Here is a 17,976-nt window from a genome sequence, read left to right as displayed (position 1 = left end):
GGGCCGCGTCGTTTTTCCTACAGGTCTTTCGTGCCGGGTGCATCATCCAGCACGAGGTCGTCGCGGTGAATCATCTCCGCCCGTCCCGGATAGCCGACGATTGCCTCGATCTCGCGGCTGTTGCGGCCGGCGATCATACGCGCCTCGGCCGCGTCATAGGCGATCAGGCCACGGCCGATGTCGCGTCCTTCTGGTGACAGGACGCGCACCGCGTCACCGCGCGAGAAGGTGCCGGCGACGGCGGTGACGCCCGCCGGCAGCAGGCTTTTGCCGGACTTCACGGCTTCCAGGGCGCCCCTATCCAGGGTGATTTCCCCGCGCGGCTCCAGATGTCCGCCGATCCAGGCCTTGCGGGCGGTTGTCGGCGTCGACGGGGCCAGGAACCAGGTGCAGCGCGCGCCCTCGTCGATGGCCTTCAGCGGGTTCAGGCGCTTGCCGGAGGCGATCGCCATCACCGTGCCCGCCGAGGTCGCGATCTTGGCCGCGTCGATCTTGGTCTTCATGCCGCCGCGCGACAGTTCCGATCCGGCACTGCCGGCCATTGCCTCGATCTCGGCCGTGATCCGCGGCACCTCCGGCAGGAACACCGCGTCCGGATGGGTCGCCGGCGGCGCCGTGTAGAGCCCGTCGACGTCCGACAGCAGCACCAGGCAGTCGGCGCTCGCCATGGTCGCGACGCGCGCCGCCAGACGGTCGTTGTCGCCGTAGCGGATCTCCGAGGTCGCCACCGTGTCGTTCTCGTTGATGATCGGCACGGCGCCAAGCCGGAGCAGCATGCCGAGCGTGGCGCGCGCGTTCAGATAGCGCCGCCGCTCCTCGGTATCGCCGAGCGTCAGCAGCACCTGTCCGGCACGCAGGCCCCGCCGGTCGAGGCATTCCGAGTAGGCCTGCGCCAGAGCGATCTGCCCGACCGCCGCCGCAGCCTGGCTTTCCTCAAGCCTGAGCGCCCCTCTTGGCAGGCCGAGCACGCCGCGCCCGAGCGCGATCGAGCCCGAGGACACGACCAGGATCTCGCAGCCGGCGGCGGCGAGTGCGGCCAGGTCGTCGACCAGGGCTTCGAGCCAGGCACGCCGCAGCTCGCCCTTCTCGACCAGCAGGGCCGAGCCGATCTTGACGACGACGCGCTTGTGGTCGCTGAGCTTGCGGGCAGACATCAGGGACGCCACTCCTCGTCGCGGACGGCCGGCACCTGGTTGCCCGCCTCTTCCTTGTCCCGATCCATGGCCCTCAGGATCATCCGCAGCGCGGTGTCGACGTTCTCGCGGCTCGCGGCCGACAGGACCAGCGGCTTGCGCCCGCAGGCCGCTTCCAGCGCCGCCGCCTTCTCCGCCCTGAGTTCCGGCGACAGGGCGTCGGCCTTCGACAGGGCGACGATCTCCGGCTTGTCGGTCAGTCCGCCGCCGTAGGCTTCCAGTTCATGGCGCACGATTCTGTAGGCCTCGCCGGGATCTTGCTCCGACGAGCCGTCGACCAGGTGCAGCAGTACCCGCGTGCGTTCGATGTGGCCGAGGAAGCGGTCGCCGAGGCCGGTGCCCTCGTGCGCGCCCTCGATCAGGCCGGGAATGTCGGCCAGCACGAAGCCGCGCCCGTCGATCTCGACCACGCCGAGGTTGGGGTGCAGCGTCGTGAACGGATAGTCGGCGATCTTCGGCTTGGCCGCCGAAACGGCGGCGAGGAATGTTGACTTGCCGGCATTGGGCAGGCCGACGAGACCTGCATCCGCGATCAGCTTCAGGCGCAGCCAGATCCATTTCTCCTCGCCCGGCAGACCGGGATTGGCGTGGCGCGGCGCCTGGTTGGTCGACGACTTGAAATGGGCGTTTCCGAAGCCGCCGTTGCCGCCGCGCAGCAGCAGCACGCGCTGGCCGACCTCGGTCATGTCGGCGATCAGCGTCTCGTTGTCCTCTTCCAGCACCTGCGTGCCGACCGGAACCCTCAGAACCACGTCCTCGCCGCCTGCGCCGGTGCGGTTGCGGCCCATGCCATGGATGCCGGTGCCGGCCTTGAAATGCTGCTGGTAACGGTAATCGATCAGCGTGTTGAGGCCGTCCACGCATTCGACCCACACATCGCCGCCGCGCCCGCCGTCGCCGCCGTCCGGACCGCCGAACTCGATGAATTTCTCGCGCCGGAACGACACCGCGCCGGCGCCGCCGGTGCCGGAGCGGATGTAGATCTTGGCCTGGTCGAGGAATTTCATGGAAATCGCTTTCTGTCGCGGCGGTCAGGCCGCCCCGGCCTGCAGGAAGATGTCACGATGGAGCCTGAGTTTGGTCGACGGCCTGGCTTCGCCGCGTGCGAGACTGGAGCAAGTGCCTGTACCGTCGTCCTGAAACCCCAGCTTGCGCAAGACGTTCATCGAGGCCGGGTTTTCGTCCATCGCCTGGCTGACCACCTTGCCGGCCGGGTATTGGTCGAAGAACCAGGCGAGGGCGGCGCGTGCCGCCTCGCTCATGTAGCCCTTTCCCCAGTACGGCCGACCAAGCCAATAGCCCAAAGAGGGCGCTTGCTGCAACTTTCCCAGCGACACGCAGCCGATCAGGCCGCTGCCGTCGTCGACCGCCCAGGTCGTCTCGCCGTCGGGCGTCCCGGCGTTCACCCTGGCGAGCCAGGCGAGGCCGTCCTCGTGCCGATAGGGATGCGGCACAACAGCAAGCATCTTGGCGACCTCGTAGTCGCCCACGAGCGCGACCAGCCGGTCGAGATCGGCCGATTCAGGTGCGCGCAGCGTCAGCCGCCCGGTGGCCAGTGTGCCGATCATGCCGCGATCCTCCGCGCCTCGAAGTCGGCCCGCCCGAGCCGCATGACGATGGTGGGCACCTTGCGGTCCAGTGCCTTCGCGTAGCGCATCGTCCTGGCTGCCGGACGGAAGCCGAGCCGGCGCAGGACGGCGCGCGAGGCGGCATTGTCCTCGAAGGCGCGTGCCGCGATCGCCGGGCAGGCGTGCATGGCGAAGCCCCAGTCGAGCGCCGCCTGCGCCGCCTCGGCCGAATAGCCGGCCCTCTGGAACGGCCGGCCGATCCAGTAGCCGAGCGTCGGGCAGTCCGGCGCCTCGGAGAGATCGCCGGGCGCTTGGACCGCGACGCTGCCGATCAACACGCCGCCCAGCGTCACCGCGAACACCGCCTCGTCGCGGGCGGGGTCGGCGGCGCGCGCTGCCGTGACGAAGGCCTCGGCCGCACCCTCCTCATAGGGCCAGCTGCAGCTCGTGAGCCAGCGGGCGACCGCGAAGTCTCGGCCGCACAGGGCGGCGACCGCCTCGGCGTCGTCCGCCTGCAACGGCCGCAGGACCAGCCGGCGCGTGGTCAGGACGGGCAGGCTCATGCCGATCTCCCCCAGCGCTTGAGCGCACGCCAGATCGACCGTTCGAGGCCGTAGCGCTCGATCGGCACGCTGCCGCCGGCGGCCAGCGAGCGGATCATCGCCTGGTCGCGGTACTGGAAGCCGCACTTCACCAGCACCCGCCGCGAGGCGGGGTTGGTGACCCGGCAGGCGGCCGCGAGCTCGTTCATCGAGCCGCAGGAGAACGCCTGGTCGACCAGCGCCTGCACGGCTTCGGTGGCATGGCCGTTGCCCCAGAACGGCTCGCCGAGCCAGTAGCCGACATGCACCGGCCCGCCGGGCTCGGTGCTGCCATATTTGGCGACGCCGATGAAGCGGCCGGTAGACTTCAGGCGGATGGCATAGAGGGCGGCGTCGGCCGAGGTTGCCTGGCCGCGCTGCACGAGCCGGCGCGCGTCGTCGCCGGAGAAGGGGTGGGGCATGGTCGCCAGGTTGGCGGCGATCTTGCGGTTGTTGGCCAGGAACACGATGTCGGCCAGGTCGTCCGTTCGCGGCTGGTCGAGCCGGATCCGGGCGGTTTCCTGCGGCAGCACGGCCGCGCCGAGACAACTTTCCTCTAAGGGTCCTTCGCTTTCGACAACCATGGTACGCTCCGATCAAAGTGCAAAGAAAAAGGGGAGATGGCGACCCATCTCCCCCGTGAACTTTGACCGGTTCGCCAGAACCGCCGGGTCGATGGGACGCCGGCGATTCCTGGGATCACTCGGCGTTACTCCGCTGCTACCGCTGCCGGGAGCACGTTGATGAAGGTTCGGCCGTTGGCTTTCGGTTGGAACTCCACCTTGCCCTCGACGGTCGCGAAGATGGTGTGGTCCTTGCCCATGCCGACGCCCGTGCCCGGATGCCAGGTGGTGCCGCGCTGACGCGCGATGATGTTGCCCGGAATCACGGCTTCGCCGCCGAACTTCTTGATGCCGAGACGGCGGCCGGCGGAGTCGCGGCCGTTGCGGGACGAACCGCCTGCTTTCTTGTGTGCCATGACGAAACTCCTCGTCTTACCTGTTCAGTTGCGACCGAAGGTGCGGCGATCACTCGCCAGCGGCTTCCTCGGTCTCGGCCTTCTTCGATGCGCGCTTCTTCGCCGGCTTTGCGCCTGCTGCCAGGATATCGGTGATCTTGACGAGCGTGTAGGCCTGGCGATGTCCGTTGCGGCGACGCGAATTCTGGCGGCGGCGCTTCTTGAAGACGATGATCTTGCGGGTGCGGCCCTGGTCGACGACTTCCGCGGTCACGGAAGCGCCCTCCACAAGCGGCGCACCGACGGTGGTTTCTGCGCCGTTGCCGATCATCAGCACCTCGCCGAAGGTGACGGTGCTGCCGGCTTCGGCATCGAGCTTCTCGACCTTCAGGAGGTCGTCGGCGGCGACGGTGTACTGCTTGCCGCCGGTCTTGATCACTGCGAACATGTCTCGCACGTCCTTCTTTTCGTTCGTGTCTGGCGTCCTTCGGCGGTTCCGCGCGCGGCCCGCACACGCAGGCAGGACAGCGACAGCGGAGCTCTTTGCGACCGGCTTCGAGGGGGGCGCCGCTGGCGGTTTTCCCCGTGTCCGGTCAGGCCTCGAACAGCAGAAAAGGCGGCACCCGCGAGGGACCGCCACTTTCAGGAAGCCGCACTATAGTCAGGGCGGGCCCCAAGTCAATGAAGAACTGGGCGTCCGACGGGCAAATCCTGCTCTTTCGTGCTCTCTGGCGCGCGCTTCCTCTCGCGTACCCCTCTCGCGTCCTGGGTCGCGTCGCCTGCGCGCGGTTGCGCCCACGCCTTGCCGTCCGCGGTTGCGCCCACGCCTTGCCGTCCGTGGTTGCGCCGGAAGGACTCGGGTTGCCCGGGATCTGCGCCGTCGTCCGCGGTCGGTCGGGAAAATGCAAAAAGCCGCGTGCGACCCTCTTGCGGGCGCCCGCCGCCTTGTCTATGTTCCGCGCCACTCGAGGCCCCGATCTTGAGTGCCGCGGAGAGGTGCCGGAGTGGTTGAACGGGGCGGTCTCGAAAACCGTTGTGCGGGCAACCGTACCGAGGGTTCGAATCCCTCTCTCTCCGCCACTTGCCCTCGCGAAAGCGTTCTCCCGATCCGGCTGCAGCCGAATTTTGTCGTGTTTTCAAAGGGGTTTGCGGGACAGGCTGAACACCGCTTTATCGGCTGTCGGCCCAAAATCCGTTCTCTTGTCCGGCTATTCTCTGAACCTGATGACTGCGCCGATTTAGTGAATTTCTTGCAATGCACTGTAAGTAAGGGATTTTCCTGTAGGCCAACCTAAACACTTCGACCGGAGTCGCGTTCGGCGAGATGGAACAGGAATCGAACGTTCGCCGGTCCGTAGGTCTCGTTCAGCGTGCCGGTTGCTGCGGTGCAGCACACGTCAAAATTCTGCAGGATGGGCGGAAATCGGTCGTTCGCCGCGTTCTGTACCAATGTCCGCAGAGGGCCGGTCACGACTATCTCGACTTTCTGATACAAGAAACCCAGGGCTTTCAGCAGAACGCCAAGCGCATGCGGATTGCATCTCTACTGCGGCATCGGCAGTCCTTTGCTCGTGTTCATTCCGACAGGTCGAGTTCCTCGTTGATGGCATCCAGCGTGGCGATGCGTTGGCTGACGGCGTCGGGGTTTTCCCCGAGGTAGGACAGCGCCAGCAGCCGCAGCATCGAAATCATCGTCGCATGGGTCGGCAGGATGCCGTAGCTGGCGATGTGGCACGGCAGCACGAAATCCGAAAAGCGCTGCGCCTGCGCGGCATAGGCATGATCGGTGATCGTGATGACCCGCATCCGCGTTGTGCGGGCGTGTTTCAACAGAACCGGCAACAGCCGGGGGCGCGGCTCGAACGTCAGCAGGATCAGCGCATCGCGCGGGCCGGTCATCGCCAGTTCCGCCGCCCAATCCTGCCCGGCCCCTTCGATCTGGTGCACGCCATGGCGCAACCGTGTGAACATGGTGCGCCCCAGCCGTGCAAGCCCGTATTCATCGCCAAACCCGAGGAACCACAAGTTCGGCGCCTTCTCCAGCACGCTCGCGATTTCCGGCAGCAGGTCGGACCGCATCTCCTCGAAGGTGCGTGACAGGTTGCGGCTTTCCAGTGCCAGATGTTCGGACAGGGTTCTGCCCAGCGACGCGGCCTCGGGTTTCGGGTCGAATCGTGCATAGGGCGCGCGGCTGTTGCGTTCGTCGCGGGCTTGGATGCGCACTTCCTCGAAATCCGCGTAACCCAAAGTGCGGAAAAAACGGGCAGTCGTCGCTTTTGATACCCCGGCCAGAGACGCAAGCTCTGTCGCGGTGTGCGTTTCCACAAGCCCCTGATTTTCCAGCAGGACAGAAGCGATTTTCTGTTCGCTCGATGTCAATCGGGTGAATTTTTCCTGAATGCGCAGGATCAGTCTGGAGGCCATCTCACCGGAATTCCCTTGACGAATGAAACCCACGTTTCACAGAATTGAAACAGTGAAACGACAAGGGGTGCAAGATGACGTCCTCCAGGATGATCCGCGAAAGAATATGGACGAAGCTGCACGAGGTGGCGAGGCCGGATACCCGGTTCCACATGAACTTTGCCGAGGTGATCCCGGATTTCGATGGCTCTGAAACCGCCACCGACCATCTGGTGCAGGACCCGGCCTATCAGGCCAGCAGCTTTGCCTTCATCACGCCCGACAACTGCCTCGTCGATCTGCGCCGCAGGATGATCGAGGCGGGCAAGCCCTTTGTCATGTCGACCTACGGCATCTATCGCGGGTTCCTCTATCTCGACCCGGCCAAGGTGCCTCCCGGTGCCGCGCTCTATGCTGCCTGGCTCGACGGGATGGAGCATTTCGGCGAGCCGGTCACGCTGGAGGACATCTCGAAGAAGGGGCGCTTCGACTACCTCGTCACCGGGGCCTCCGCCGTGTCGAAGAACGGTGTGCGCTTTGGCAAGGGGCACGGGTTCTTCGACCTGGAATGGGGCATGTTCACCGACCTTGGTTTTGTCGATGAAACCACGCCCGTCCATGCGGTGGTGCATGACATCCAGCTGGTCGAGGAGCAGTTGCAGCCCTCGGAAACCGACATCCTCGTGGACAAGATCTTCACCCCCGGCGGCACCCATGTGGTCGAACGCCGGGCGAAACGCCCCAGCGGGGTGAAATGGCCGCTGCTCGACCCCAAGCAAATAGACGAAACCCCACCCTTGCAAGAGCTTCAGCGCCTGCAGGGTCTCGCCTGACATCCCCAACACGGAGAAAAGACCATGCTCAATCGCCGCAGTTTCCTTGGCACCGCCGCTGCCGGTCTCGCCGCCTCGGCCCTGCCATTCCGCGCCCGGGCTGCCACCCCGCTGACCATGCAGGCCGCGTGGATCAACGATGCCGAATTCGCAGGCTATTTCCTGGCCATGGATCAGGGATATTACACCGAGGCCGGCCTGGACCTCGAATACCTGTCCGGCGGGCCGGACGTGATCCCCGAAAGCACGATCATCGCGGGCCGCGCCGATCTGGCGCTGACCACGCCCGACACCACCATCAAGGCGATCGTCGAACAGGGCGCGCCGTTCAAGATCATCGGCGCGCAGTATCAAAAGAACCCCATCGGCATCGTGTCGCTGGCGAAAAACCCGATCAATACGCCGCAGGACCTGATCGGCAAGACGCTGGCCGTGCCGCCGGTCAACGTGATCTCGGTCGAGGCGATGCTGAAGATGAACGGCATCGAGCCGGGGCAGGTCAACATCGTGCCCTATGCCTATGACCCGACACCGCTGGTCAAGGGAGAGATCGACGCCAGCCTCGATTTCACCACCAACGTGCCGTTCACGATTCAACAGGCGGGTGAAGAGGCCACGTCCTTCCTGCTCTATGATTTCGGCTACACGATCTATAACGACACGGTTGTCGTCACCGAACAGGTGCTGGCTGAAAAGCGCGATCTGCTGGTGGCCTGGCTGCGCGCCTCGCGCAAGGGCTGGGCGGAAAACCTCGCCGATCCCACGGTCTGGCCGCCGAAATTCGCAGACACGCATTTCAAGGGCACGGGTCGGTCGATCGAGAACGAGGTCTATTTCAACACTGCGCAAAAGCCGCTGATGGAAAGCCCCGAGGGCTACTTTGCCCTGACCGAGGACGGCATCGAAAAGTGCCTGAGCGCGCTTGGCGAGGTCGGAATCGTGGGCAGCACCGACATGTTCGACACCTCGCTTCTGGCGGAGGTCTGATGATCCAGCCTGACGGGATTTCGCTGGACGGGGTGAGCAAGACCTTCAGCGGGCGGGGCAAGGTCGTCGAGGCGTTGCGCGACGTGACCCTTTCCTGCCCACGGGGCACATTCACCGCGATCATCGGCCCGTCAGGCTGTGGCAAATCCACCGTGATGCGCATCGCCCTGGGGTTGGAAAGCCTTGATGCAGGGGTGGTGCGGATTGCGGGTGAGCCTCCGCTGGCGGCCGCCCGGGACGGCGTCACCGGCGTCGCGTTTCAGGACGCGGCGCTGTTGCCGTGGCGGTCGGTGCGGCGCAACATCGAGGTGCCGTTGGAGGTGCTGCGCCGCAAACCCGATGCGGGCCATGTGCAGGCAATGATCGACCTCGTGGGCCTCAAGGGATACGAAAACTCCCTGCCGGGCGAGTTGTCCGGCGGGATGCGCCAGCGGGTGGCCATCGCGCGGGCGCTGGTGACGCATCCGCAGGTCTTGTTCATGGACGAGCCCTTTGGCGCGCTGGACCAGATCCTGCGCCGCCAGATGAATGTCGAATTGCAGCGCATCTGGGCCGAGACCGGATCGACCGCGCTGCTGGTCACGCATGGCATCGACGAGGCGGTGTTCCTTGCCGATCGCGTCGTGGTCATGCACGCCGCGCCGGGGCGGATCGTGGATGTGATCGACGTGCCGTTCGACCGGCCACGCAAGCCGCCGCTGTTTTCCGATCCGGCGTTTCACAAGGTCTGCGATCACGTGGCCGAGGTGCTGCATGGCGGCTGAAAGACGCTTTGCCGGGGTGCGCAACGCCCTGATCCTTTTGCTCTTGTGGGAGGTCATCGGTCAATTGGGGCTGGTCGCGGGTGGGGCTTTGCCACCACCCAGCGACATCCTGATCCGCCTTTGGCAGGATCGCGGCGACTACCCCGGCCACATCATAGCCACGCTGCAAGCCTCGGTCGCGGGGTTCGTGATCGGCAACGTGGTGGCCGTCGCGGCGGGGGTGATCTTTGCCCTGTCGCCGCCCATGCTGCGGCTGTTCCGGGGCATCAACATCGCCGCATTCGCCCTGCCGCCCATCGCCATTGCGCCGATCCTGGCGCTGACCCTGTCGGGTATGGCGCCCCGCATCACGCTGGCCGCTTTGGGCGTCTATTTCGTCACCATGACCGCCACCGTGATCGGCATCGCGCAGGCCGACAGCCGCGCCAAAGACGTCGTGCGCGCCTATGGCGGCTCGCGCTGGCAGGTGCTGCGGCTGGTGCAGTTTCGCGGCGCGGTGCCGTCGATCCTCGCCGGTCTGCGCATCGCCGCGCCCAACGCCGTGCTGGGCGCCATCCTGGCCGAGTTCGGCGGCGGCGGGCGCTGGGGCCTTGGCACTTACCTGCTGGGGTCATTGGGGCGGGGCGAGCCGGATCGCCTCTGGGGCATCGGACTGATCGCAACGCTGATCGCCGGGCTCAGCTATGCCGGCTTCGCGCTGTTGTCGCGAAAGCTGCTGGGCGCGACCAAGGCGGTGACGCTGAACGCCGCCGTGCCCACGGGCAAGGGTGACAGCGGCCCGCTTTGGGCGCGCATCGGCATGGCGCTGGCGTCCGTCGCCCTGCCGTTTGCGCTGTGGTGGGCGCTGATCAAGCTCAGCGGCGCGCCCTCGATGATCGCCAAGACACCGGGCGACGTTTTCACCTATCTCTTTCTCGCGCCGTCTGCCGAAACCGCACAGGCCAAGCTGCTGGCCGCCCTGGCGCAAACCCTGCCCATCACCTTCATCGGGATGGTGGCCGGGTTGGCCTTTGCCTTTGCGCTGGCGATCCTGTCGAAACTGTCGCCCCGCTTCATCTCAGGCTTCATGCCCGTGGCGCTCATCACCCAGACCATGCCCCTGGTCGCCCTGACGCCGCTGCTGGTGCTGATCCTCGGGCGCGGCACGTCGCTGACGCTGTGGATCACCATATCCGTCACCTTCTTCCCGGCCTTCGTCACGCTGGCGCAGGGCCTTGCCCTGGTGCCGCGCAGCGCCGAGGACCTGCCGCGCGCCTATGGGGCCAGCCGCTGGACGGAACTGCGCATGGTGACGATCCCGGCCTCTCTGCCCTACCTCTTTGCCGCAACGCGGCTGACGGTGCCACGCGCGCTGCTTGGCGTGATGATCGCCGAATGGCTGGCCACGGGGCGCGGGATCGGCAACCTGCTGAACCAGTCGCGCGGCTATCTCGACTACGGCATGATCTGGTCCGTCGCCGCCGTTTCGGTGATCTTGTCGGTGGTGTTCTATCAACTGGTCGTGGTGGTCGAGCGGCGGGTGTTGGGACGCCTTGGCATGGCAACCTCGGAATAGCTGAACAACACGACAAGTGCCCGCTCGGGCATACGCTCACTTCGATCCGAAGCCCGCCCTATCGAAAATTATCGCAGGCTTTTCAAGAATGCTGCACCAAAGAGCAAATGTCCGCTCTGGAGCAGAAGCGCCGCTGCGACGAACCAAGTTGCCAAAGTCCGCAGTGGGCCGTCTGCGTGGCTCTCGATGCCTGGTTTTAGCTGGCCAATGCCTTTCGGTGTTGATCGTGCGGCTCGGCGAGAGCCTCGGCGGTCGCGGCGGTCCGCCCGGACTTTGCCACGGCTGACGTTCCACCATACCCGGTAGCAAACTCAGCTGAGGAAATACGGGGGGTCAGTTTGCCGTGCCGCCTGACACCGTCCGTTATCGAGGCGGGTGATGTGCAGCCTGGGTCAGCCGATCGATCGACACAGTGCACGTGCAGCCTTCGGCCGAGTGCGCATGCCTCGACCGGCAATGGTGCCTCAGCTTGTTCGCCTGGCCTGGTTTTGCGCGATAGCGGAGTCGAGGCGTGCAATTTTGGCGGGCGCGCTGTCAAGTATCGCGACGCACTCCTGCGCGGGCATCGGACGCGCGAAGTGGTAACCTTGAAAGCTGGTGCATCCCATCTGTTCGAGGGCCTCGGCCTCTTCCGCGCGTTCGACACCTTCGGCGAGCACGTCAAGCCCGAGGCGGCGTCCGAGCCCGACAATGGCGTCGGTCAGGATCGCAAGGTTCGGGTCGCTGTCGACACCGGTGACAAGGCTTCGGTCGATCTTGATGCGGTCCACGTTGAGGCTGCGCAGGCTTGCTATCGCTGTGTGGCCTGTTCCGAAATCGTCGAGATCGATTGCGAAGCCCGCCTCGCGAAACCGCAACACATTCTCGATCACGTGTGACGCGCGCTCCTCCAGCAGGGTCGTTTCGAGAATCTCGATGCGGAACTGGGAAGGCGTGACGCCGTGGGCGTCGAGCAGCCACAGGTACTGATCCACGATGTCGGGCATCTTGAGATGGGCTTCGGCGAGGTTGATCCCGATGCGCAGGTCGGCACGGCCGCGATCGCGGAGCGTTCGTGCCAGGTTAGCGGCCTCTTTAAGAACGACGCGATCGAGGGCGGTCGTGTGCTCGGCGGCTTCGCTTGCAGTCAAGAAGTGGGCGGGTGTGAGCAGGCCCTTTTCGGGGTGGCGCCACCTCAAGAGCGCCTCGTAGCCTTGAACAGCGCCACTCGCCGCGTTGACAACCGGCTGGAAATACGCGGTGAATTCCTCGGCTTCAAGCCCCCGCGCAATATCGTCGGCTGTATAAGTTATGACTTGATCTGACAGGCGGCATCGTGAAGCTGAGGTGAGAGCCGAGGCCGGGCGTGGAGCGGTTGGGGTGGCGTAACGCCCGGCCTCGGCGTTGGAGGACGTCGAGATGACCAAGGACCAGAAGATCATTCGTGCGAAGGTGGGGCTGCTGGAGCTCGCCCGGCAGCTCGGCAATGTAAGCCAGGCCTGCAAGATGATGGGCTATTCACGGGACAGCTTCTATCGCTTCAAGGAGCTCTACGAGACCGGGGGCGAGATGGCGCTGCAGGAACTCAGCCGGCGCAAGCCGCTTCTGGCGAACCGGGTGGCGCCGGAGGTGGAAGCGCTGGTCATCGAGCTGGCGCTGGAGCTGCCGGCCTATGGACAGGTGCGGATCGCCAACGAGCTGCGCAAGCGCGGGCATTCGATCTCGCCGGCGGGCGTGCGCGGCGTCTGGCAGCGCAATGACCTGGAGACGATGAAGAAGCGCCTGAAGGCGCTGGAGGCGAAAGTCGCCCAGGACGGGATCGTGCTGACCGAGAGCCAACTCGCCGCCCTCGAGAAGGCCAAGGCCGACAAGGAAGCCCATGGCGAGTTCGAGAGCGAATGCCCGGGCTACTGCGGCGCGCAGGACACCTTTTACGTTGGCAACATGAAAGGCGTGGGACGGATCTATCAGCAGACTTTCGTCGACACCTACTCGAAGGTGGCCTTCGCCAAGCTCTACGACCGCAAGACGCCGATCACGGCGGCCGATCTCCTGAACGACCGCGTGGTGCCGTTCTTCGATGCCCAGGAGGTAAAGCTGTGCCGGGTGCTGACCGACCGCGGCACGGAGTTCTGCGGCAACCCCGAGCGCCACGAATACGAGCTCTACCTCGCGGTCGAGGATATCGACCATTCCAGGACGAAGGCGAAGAGCCCGCAGACGAACGGCATCGTGGAGCGGTTCCACAAGACCGTGCTCGAGGAGTTCTACCGCGTCGTGTTCCGAAAGAAGATCTATCGGTCCGTGGACGAGCTGCAAGCCGACCTCGACGACTGGATCAGGAGCTACAACGAGCAGCGTGAGCACCAGGGCAGATGGTGCTTCGGCAAGACGCCGATGCAGACATTTCTTGACGCCAAGCCGCTCGCAAAGGAGAAAATGATCGCAGCCTGATCGGCATCCGACAGGCGCGACCCGACCGACATCCAGATGTCAACTGTCCGACGAAGTCTAAACTTCTACACGTCGGCAATCCTGGCGGTGAGGACGCTTGCCTCGCGCATCGCCGGTTCGAACACCGTGACGGTGTTGCGCCCTCGCGTCTTGGACACGTTCAGCGCGATGTCCGCGTTCTGCATCGCGTCCTCGATGGAAACGGAATCGCCCTGTCCAAGCGACCAGGTCGCGACGCCCACGCTGGCACCGATCCGCACATGCTGGCCCTGCAAGTGCATCGGGCGGACCAGCGCGTTGCGGATGCTGTCGGCCACCTGTGCAGGGTCTTCTCGAGTCCGGTGCGCGCCGTAAGCGACGAGGAACTCGTCGCCACCCACGCGCGCGATGACGGCACCCTCGGGTGCGGCGTCGCGCAGGCACTCCCCGACATGCGAGAGCAGCATGTCGCCGAACTTGTGCCCAAACGCGTCGTTGATGGGTTTGAAGCGGTCGAGGTCGATGTGGAGAAACGCGACCTCTGCGTCGTCGTCCGGCAGTCCGTCAACAAGTCTCTGCATCGCGATCTCGGCGCCACGTCTGTTGAGCAGGCCCGTGAGTGAGTTCGTGGTGGCGGCTTTCTCCAGATCGAGCTGGTTTTGCTTGAGCTCCGTGATGTCGATGCGGAACCCAACAATGCCGCCGTCGGTGGTGCGTTCGTTCAACGAATGGACCCAGCGCCCGTCGTCGAGTTGGTAGACCATCTCGTAGGACTTGTTGGTCCGGTTCTGCAGCACCTCGTCGAGCCAGGCGTCCTCGCGGCCTGCTGCATCGGGATACTGTCCTGCCGCCAACCCGGCGCGAATGATGTCTTCGTATGTGCGGCCGATCTCGAGCAGGTCCGACGACGTGCCGTACATCTTGCGGTACATCTCGTTGAACATCACCAGCCGGTCCTGCTCGTCGAACAGCCAGAACCCGGCGGGCAGAGCGTCGATGGCATCGACAAGGCGCTGCTCGGCACGCTCGGCGCGCTCGCGGCTTTCGATGTAGTCGGTGATATCGATGCGCAGGCCGACCCGGCCGCCGTCCTGCGTCTTGCGCTCGATGATCTGCAGGCGTCGGCCATCGGCGAGGTGCTGATAGACCGGGCCGCGCGCCTCCTTGTGCCGGATGAGACGTTCCGCGAGCCAGTCTTCCTCGCGGCCGACCGCGTCGCGGTACTCGCCGGCCGCGAGCCCGGCGCGCAGGATTGTCTCGAAAGAGACGCCCGGGCGCATGGCGTGGGCGCTCTCGGGATAGAAATGCCGGTACTGCGCGTTGCACAGAACGAGCCTATCGTTGCGATCGTAAAGCACGAAGCCATGCGGCAGCGCCTCGATCGAGGCCTCAAGTGTTTTGCGCGCGTCTTCCGCCGCGTCGGTCAGGGTGCGGATTTCCGCTTCACGCACGCGGAGCTGGGCTCTCTGGCGCATGAACCCCGCGACTGGCACCGCGATGACCATGAAAGTCAGGAGCAGGATCAGAGCGCTGACCTTGCCAAGCTCCCGGCCAATGGCCGCCGCAGAGGCGCTGTTATCGACGTTGAGCTCCGCCACTCCCAGGACGGCACCCTGTCCGTCGAAGATAGGCATGTAGATCTCTACATATCGCGTCGGCGTGCCATTCGACGGACCGCCTGCCTCGACGCTGGCCGAGGGCAGACCGCTTTGCGCAACGTCCGCGGCGGCATCATAGACGGCGCCGGTTTGCCAGGAGGCGCCGCCTTTGGAGTCGAACACCTCGCGCCCTGCGCGGTCGAAAAACCGGACCTCGAAGATCTGCGAGCCGATCATCGCCGCATTGACCACGGCGCGCTGCGCGTCGGTAACGTGGGCGCCGTCGACCAAGGCCGGCAAATCGGGTACGGCATGCTCGATCTGCGCGACCCAACGCGCCGCGCTCTCCTCGGCTTGCGCGGTAATAATGCTTCTTACCGCGCTTTGCAGCCACAGCATCCCCACCAGCGCCGCCGCAATTACCGCAAGTCCCCACGGGATGGCAGACCGAACCTTCGTCAAATGCATGTCTGTCCTGTGCTGGTGCTTGCCTTGTACGCAAAAATGGCATGTCGGCGTTAATGCCGCGTTAACGAATTGGAGGCGAAGCCAACACGGCGTTCAACATATGACATTCTTCATACGCCGCAGCCGGCCAGACCAACCCGTGGCAACAATCTGATGCCTCGGCGTTGTTGTGGCTCTTCGCTGCGGCTCGCATGAATGTCGGCTCTGGGCCGGTCGCGTCGGTCAGGCGAATAATTGTCTTTGTTCTTCCCACTCCAGCGGAAACGGCTCCAACACCCGCGCCAGCGTCACCGCCGGCCCCTGCTTCCCGTCTAGGATCGCCTCGACGTTGTCGGGCGAAAGCAGCGTCAGTCGCAGTACCCGAGTCATGTAGGACGGCGCGATCCCTTCGCGTTCGGCCAGTTCGGTGATGGTAGCGAACTCACCCGAGTCGAGCATCCGCTTCCAGCGGAACGCGCGGGCCAGCGCCTTGACCAGCGTGTTGTCTGTCCGGCGCGGCTGCACGGCACCGTCCGGCATCTGCATCTCCTTTCGCCCGCCGCGCTTCACGACCCGGAACGGCATGTGCAGCGTCACGGTGTCGGGGATCGGCGCCCCGCGATTCATGCCGCCACCTCGATTCCGCCGGCGAGCATCTCGCGCGCGAGGTCGTTGAGGCCGTCCACCCGGAGCCGGACGTTCAGGCCGTCCGTACCGATGTCGACCCGTTCAACCAGCAGCGCCACGATACGCGCCTGCTCGGCGGGGAACAGTTCGTCCCACAGCGGATCGAGCTGCTGCAGGGCCGCGCGGGCGTCGTCTTCGTTGATGTTGTCCACGTGGGAGCGCGCGGCCTTCAATGTCCCCGCCACGATCTCGGGCTGGCGGAACACGGCGCGCACCTGGTCGATGACGGCCGCCTCGATCTCTCCCGCGGGCACGCGGCCGACCGGACATGAGCCGGCACCATGTTTCAGTACTGTCTGGCTGACATAGTAGCGGTACAGCCGGTCGCCCTTGCGTGTATGCGTCGGCGAGAAGGCCGCGCCGTCGGGTCCGAACAGCAGCCCCTTCAGCAGCGCTGGCGTCTCGGCGCGGGTACGCGCGGCGCGCTTGCGGGGGCTCTCCTGCAGGATCGCATGGACACGGGCCCACGTCTCGCGGTCGATGATGGCGTCGTGCTCGCCGGGATAGCTGTCGCCCTTGTGGACCGCCTCGCCGATATAGGCGCGGTTGTTGAGCATCCGGTACAGGTACTTCTTGTCGATCCGGTTGCCGCGGGGCGTGCGGATGCCGCGCTTCGCGACCTCGCGGGCCAGTTCCGTGCCCGATCCGATCTCGAGGAAGCAGGCGAAAATCCAGCGCACGTGCTCGGCGACGTCTTCGTCGACCAGCAACCTCCGATTCTCGACGCGGTAGCCGTAGGGCGGCACGCCGCCCATCCACATGCCCTTCTTCCGGCTCGCCGCGACCTTGTCTCGGATGCGCTCGGCCGTGACCTCGCGCTCGAACTGGGCGAAGGACAGCAGGATGTTCAGCGTCAGCCGGCCCATGGAAGTCGTCGTGTTGAAGGACTGCGTGACCGAGACGAACGTGACACTGTTTCGGTCGAATACATCTACCAGCTTGGCGAAGTCGGCCAGCGAGCGGCTGAGGCGGTCGATCTTGTAGACCACGACCACATCGACCAGCCCGTCCTCGATGTCGGCAATCAGTCGCTTCAGACCGGGGCGTTCCAGCGTGCCGCCCGATATACCGCCGTCGTCATACTGATCGCGGACCAGCACCCAGCCCTCTGACCGTTGGCTGGCGATATACGCCTCGCAAGCCTCGCGCTGGGCGTGCAGGCTGTTGAATTCCTGCTCCAGCCCTTCCTCGGAGGATTTCCGCGTGTAGACCGCGCAGCGGAGCTTGCGGGCGAGCTTCGATTTCTCCGGGGGCTCCGTCATGTCCGCCCCCTATGGTTCTTGAGACCGAAGAAGACCCATCCATTCCACCGGGTGCCGGTGATGGCCCGCGCGATGGCAGAAAGCGACTTGTAAGGCCGCCCCTGCCATTCGAAGCCATCGGCTGTGACGGTGACGACAAACTCGACGCCCTGCCATTCGCGCAGGAGCCTCGTTCCGGTGATGGGGCGATCGCGGTCGAGGCGCATTCCGCGCTTTTTCCTGTCGCCGCCATCCAGTTCCTCGCCAAGGCGTTCCAGCCGCCGGATCGTCTCCGGTTTCAGCCCGCCATAGGCGAGTTCCTGGATGCGGTAGGCCAGACGGGATTCAAGGTAGCGCCGGTTGAACGGTGGCGGCTCGCCGTCGAACAGGTCGCGCCACTGCTTTTTCAGGTCTGGCGTCGGCGCGGTCTTCAGCGCGGCCAGGCGCGCGGGGATGGGGTCGTGCGTCGTCATGCTTTCTCCGTTGGCTTCCGGGTTGCATGACGGCATTGGTCGGCCTGATAGTGTAGGCGAATTTCTCCAGTATCGACAGAAGGTTCGCCGCGTTCGCGCAGCCGCAACCGGACCAGCCCGAGCGCCAGCAGGCCGCACAGCTCGGCGCGGCGTTCGGCGGGGGTCATCGCCGAAGGGGCGAGTGGGTTGGGGCGACGAATGGGACCGGGATCGAACATCATGATCCATCGGTGTCGGATTGCGCCGCCGGCCGCGACCTCGGAACGGGTCAGCCCG

At 65.4% G+C, this 17,976-nt stretch carries 19 protein-coding genes and 1 tRNA gene; 6 read left to right on the top strand and 14 right to left on the bottom strand.

Annotated elements, in window-relative coordinates; genetic code table 11:
• Positions 1–17: 17 nt before the first annotated feature.
• The 7 genes from proB to rplU form a co-directional block, all read right to left on the bottom strand.
• A complete protein-coding gene (gene proB, locus SL003B_RS20930) occupies positions 18–1,154 on the bottom strand; it encodes a glutamate 5-kinase (protein WP_013654864.1) in 1,137 nt (378 codons plus the stop codon).
• Positions 1,154–2,200, bottom strand: a complete 1,047-nt coding sequence (gene obgE / locus SL003B_RS20925; protein ID WP_013654863.1) for a GTPase ObgE — start codon at positions 2,198–2,200, stop codon at positions 1,154–1,156. The genes proB and obgE overlap by 1 nt, the downstream gene beginning before the upstream one ends.
• A 24-nt stretch (positions 2,201–2,224) precedes the next feature.
• Positions 2,225–2,761, bottom strand: a complete 537-nt coding sequence (locus SL003B_RS20920; RefSeq protein WP_013654862.1) for a GNAT family N-acetyltransferase — start codon at positions 2,759–2,761, stop codon at positions 2,225–2,227.
• On the bottom strand, positions 2,758–3,324 hold the full coding sequence (locus tag SL003B_RS20915; protein ID WP_013654861.1) for a GNAT family N-acetyltransferase: 567 nt from the start codon (positions 3,322–3,324) through the stop codon (positions 2,758–2,760). The genes SL003B_RS20920 and SL003B_RS20915 overlap by 4 nt, the downstream gene beginning before the upstream one ends.
• Complete coding sequence (locus SL003B_RS20910; protein WP_013654860.1) at positions 3,321–3,926, bottom strand: GNAT family N-acetyltransferase; 606 nt, start codon at positions 3,924–3,926, stop codon at positions 3,321–3,323. Before SL003B_RS20910 ends, SL003B_RS20915 begins: the two co-directional genes overlap by 4 nt.
• Positions 3,927–4,051: 125 nt before the next feature.
• A complete protein-coding gene (rpmA, locus tag SL003B_RS20905) occupies positions 4,052–4,321 on the bottom strand; it encodes a 50S ribosomal protein L27 (RefSeq protein ID WP_013654859.1) in 270 nt (89 codons plus the stop codon).
• A 49-nt stretch (positions 4,322–4,370) separates the two neighbouring features.
• Positions 4,371–4,748 carry a 50S ribosomal protein L21 gene (gene rplU / locus SL003B_RS20900; protein ID WP_041375682.1) on the bottom strand — a complete coding sequence of 126 codons (378 nt, stop codon included), beginning with the start codon at positions 4,746–4,748 and terminating at the stop codon, positions 4,371–4,373.
• 542 nt (positions 4,749–5,290) lie between these two features.
• Between rplU and SL003B_RS20895 the strand changes: the two genes are divergently transcribed.
• Positions 5,291–5,380, top strand: a tRNA-Ser gene (locus SL003B_RS20895).
• Between the two features lie 495 nt (positions 5,381–5,875).
• On the opposite strand, the gene SL003B_RS20890 is transcribed toward SL003B_RS20895, so the two are convergent.
• Positions 5,876–6,724 carry a MurR/RpiR family transcriptional regulator gene (locus tag SL003B_RS20890; RefSeq protein ID WP_013654857.1) on the bottom strand — a complete coding sequence of 283 codons (849 nt, stop codon included), beginning with the start codon at positions 6,722–6,724 and terminating at the stop codon, positions 5,876–5,878.
• A gap of 152 nt (positions 6,725–6,876) precedes the next feature.
• On the opposite strand from SL003B_RS20890, the gene SL003B_RS20885 reads away from it, so the two are divergent.
• Genes SL003B_RS20885 through SL003B_RS20870 form a run of 4 tightly spaced genes read left to right on the top strand, consistent with a single transcriptional unit; the run spans position 6,877 to position 10,842 of the window.
• Positions 6,877–7,536 (top strand): 5-formyltetrahydrofolate cyclo-ligase, encoded by a 660-nt coding sequence (locus tag SL003B_RS20885; protein ID WP_013654856.1) that lies wholly within the window; start codon positions 6,877–6,879, stop codon positions 7,534–7,536.
• Between the two features lie 24 nt (positions 7,537–7,560).
• On the top strand, positions 7,561–8,523 hold the full coding sequence (locus SL003B_RS20880; protein ID WP_013654855.1) for an ABC transporter substrate-binding protein: 963 nt from the start codon (positions 7,561–7,563) through the stop codon (positions 8,521–8,523).
• The gene (locus SL003B_RS20875; RefSeq protein ID WP_013654854.1) at positions 8,523–9,287 is read left to right on the top strand and encodes an ABC transporter ATP-binding protein; all 765 of its coding nucleotides are present in this window, start codon (positions 8,523–8,525) and stop codon (positions 9,285–9,287) included. Before SL003B_RS20880 ends, SL003B_RS20875 begins: the two co-directional genes overlap by 1 nt.
• A 16-nt stretch (positions 9,288–9,303) precedes the next feature.
• The gene (locus SL003B_RS20870; protein WP_206771948.1) at positions 9,304–10,842 is read left to right on the top strand and encodes an ABC transporter permease; all 1,539 of its coding nucleotides are present in this window, start codon (positions 9,304–9,306) and stop codon (positions 10,840–10,842) included.
• 464 nt (positions 10,843–11,306) lie between these two features.
• On the opposite strand, the gene SL003B_RS20865 is transcribed toward SL003B_RS20870, so the two are convergent.
• Positions 11,307–12,248 (bottom strand): EAL domain-containing protein, encoded by a 942-nt coding sequence (locus SL003B_RS20865; RefSeq protein ID WP_158306648.1) that lies wholly within the window; start codon positions 12,246–12,248, stop codon positions 11,307–11,309.
• Here SL003B_RS20865 and SL003B_RS20860 point away from each other — a divergent pair.
• Positions 12,241–13,275, top strand: a complete 1,035-nt coding sequence (locus SL003B_RS20860) for an IS481 family transposase (RefSeq protein WP_013651458.1) — start codon at positions 12,241–12,243, stop codon at positions 13,273–13,275. The two genes, SL003B_RS20865 and SL003B_RS20860, sit on opposite strands and share 8 nt — an antisense overlap.
• Before the next feature lie 65 nt (positions 13,276–13,340).
• On the opposite strand, the gene SL003B_RS20855 is transcribed toward SL003B_RS20860, so the two are convergent.
• From SL003B_RS20855 to SL003B_RS22940, 5 genes are all read right to left on the bottom strand, one after another.
• Positions 13,341–15,320: a sensor domain-containing diguanylate cyclase gene (locus SL003B_RS20855; RefSeq protein WP_083812140.1), complete on the bottom strand. Its 1,980-nt coding sequence runs from the start codon at positions 15,318–15,320 to the stop codon at positions 13,341–13,343.
• 222 nt (positions 15,321–15,542) lie between these two features.
• Positions 15,543–15,926 carry a hypothetical protein gene (locus SL003B_RS20850; RefSeq protein WP_013654850.1) on the bottom strand — a complete coding sequence of 128 codons (384 nt, stop codon included), beginning with the start codon at positions 15,924–15,926 and terminating at the stop codon, positions 15,543–15,545.
• A complete protein-coding gene (locus tag SL003B_RS20845) occupies positions 15,923–17,248 on the bottom strand; it encodes a recombinase family protein (RefSeq protein WP_013654849.1) in 1,326 nt (441 codons plus the stop codon). The genes SL003B_RS20850 and SL003B_RS20845 overlap by 4 nt, the downstream gene beginning before the upstream one ends.
• A complete protein-coding gene (locus tag SL003B_RS20840) occupies positions 17,245–17,700 on the bottom strand; it encodes a DUF2924 domain-containing protein (RefSeq protein WP_013654485.1) in 456 nt (151 codons plus the stop codon). The genes SL003B_RS20845 and SL003B_RS20840 overlap by 4 nt, the downstream gene beginning before the upstream one ends.
• Complete coding sequence (locus SL003B_RS22940) at positions 17,697–17,921, bottom strand: hypothetical protein (protein WP_013654486.1); 225 nt, start codon at positions 17,919–17,921, stop codon at positions 17,697–17,699. Before SL003B_RS22940 ends, SL003B_RS20840 begins: the two co-directional genes overlap by 4 nt.
• Positions 17,922–17,976: the final 55 nt, after the last annotated feature.

Origin of the sequence: Polymorphum gilvum SL003B-26A1 (genome assembly GCF_000192745.1) — a bacterium.
In the GTDB taxonomy this organism is placed as follows: domain Bacteria; phylum Pseudomonadota; class Alphaproteobacteria; order Rhizobiales; family Stappiaceae; genus Polymorphum; species Polymorphum gilvum.
The sequence above is the reverse complement of the archived record's forward strand: the minus strand, read 5'-3'. Positions and strand labels throughout refer to the sequence as shown.

Bases quoted from the DNA above. Each gene is read 5' to 3' on its own strand.
- SL003B_RS22940 (WP_013654486.1), bottom strand. From the start codon at position 17,921: ATGATGTTCGATCCCGGTCCCATTCGTCGCCCCAACCCACTCGCCCCT.
- SL003B_RS20880 (WP_013654855.1), top strand. From the start codon at position 7,561: ATGCTCAATCGCCGCAGTTTCCTTGGCACCGCCGCTGCCGGTCTCGCC.
- SL003B_RS20910 (WP_013654860.1), bottom strand. From the start codon at position 3,926: ATGGTTGTCGAAAGCGAAGGACCCTTAGAGGAAAGTTGTCTCGGCGCG.
- SL003B_RS20885 (WP_013654856.1), top strand. From the start codon at position 6,877: ATGAACTTTGCCGAGGTGATCCCGGATTTCGATGGCTCTGAAACCGCC.
- SL003B_RS20915 (WP_013654861.1), bottom strand. From the start codon at position 3,324: ATGAGCCTGCCCGTCCTGACCACGCGCCGGCTGGTCCTGCGGCCGTTG.
- SL003B_RS20860 (WP_013651458.1), top strand. From the start codon at position 12,241: ATGACCAAGGACCAGAAGATCATTCGTGCGAAGGTGGGGCTGCTGGAG.
- SL003B_RS20850 (WP_013654850.1), bottom strand. From the start codon at position 15,926: ATGAATCGCGGGGCGCCGATCCCCGACACCGTGACGCTGCACATGCCG.
- SL003B_RS20920 (WP_013654862.1), bottom strand. From the start codon at position 2,761: ATGATCGGCACACTGGCCACCGGGCGGCTGACGCTGCGCGCACCTGAA.
- SL003B_RS20890 (WP_013654857.1), bottom strand. From the start codon at position 6,724: ATGGCCTCCAGACTGATCCTGCGCATTCAGGAAAAATTCACCCGATTG.
- SL003B_RS20840 (WP_013654485.1), bottom strand. From the start codon at position 17,700: ATGACGACGCACGACCCCATCCCCGCGCGCCTGGCCGCGCTGAAGACC.
- proB (WP_013654864.1), bottom strand. From the start codon at position 1,154: ATGTCTGCCCGCAAGCTCAGCGACCACAAGCGCGTCGTCGTCAAGATC.
- obgE (WP_013654863.1), bottom strand. From the start codon at position 2,200: ATGAAATTCCTCGACCAGGCCAAGATCTACATCCGCTCCGGCACCGGC.
- SL003B_RS20875 (WP_013654854.1), top strand. From the start codon at position 8,523: ATGATCCAGCCTGACGGGATTTCGCTGGACGGGGTGAGCAAGACCTTC.
- rpmA (WP_013654859.1), bottom strand. From the start codon at position 4,321: ATGGCACACAAGAAAGCAGGCGGTTCGTCCCGCAACGGCCGCGACTCC.
- rplU (WP_041375682.1), bottom strand. From the start codon at position 4,748: ATGTTCGCAGTGATCAAGACCGGCGGCAAGCAGTACACCGTCGCCGCC.
- SL003B_RS20855 (WP_083812140.1), bottom strand. From the start codon at position 15,320: ATGCATTTGACGAAGGTTCGGTCTGCCATCCCGTGGGGACTTGCGGTA.
- SL003B_RS20845 (WP_013654849.1), bottom strand. From the start codon at position 17,248: ATGACGGAGCCCCCGGAGAAATCGAAGCTCGCCCGCAAGCTCCGCTGC.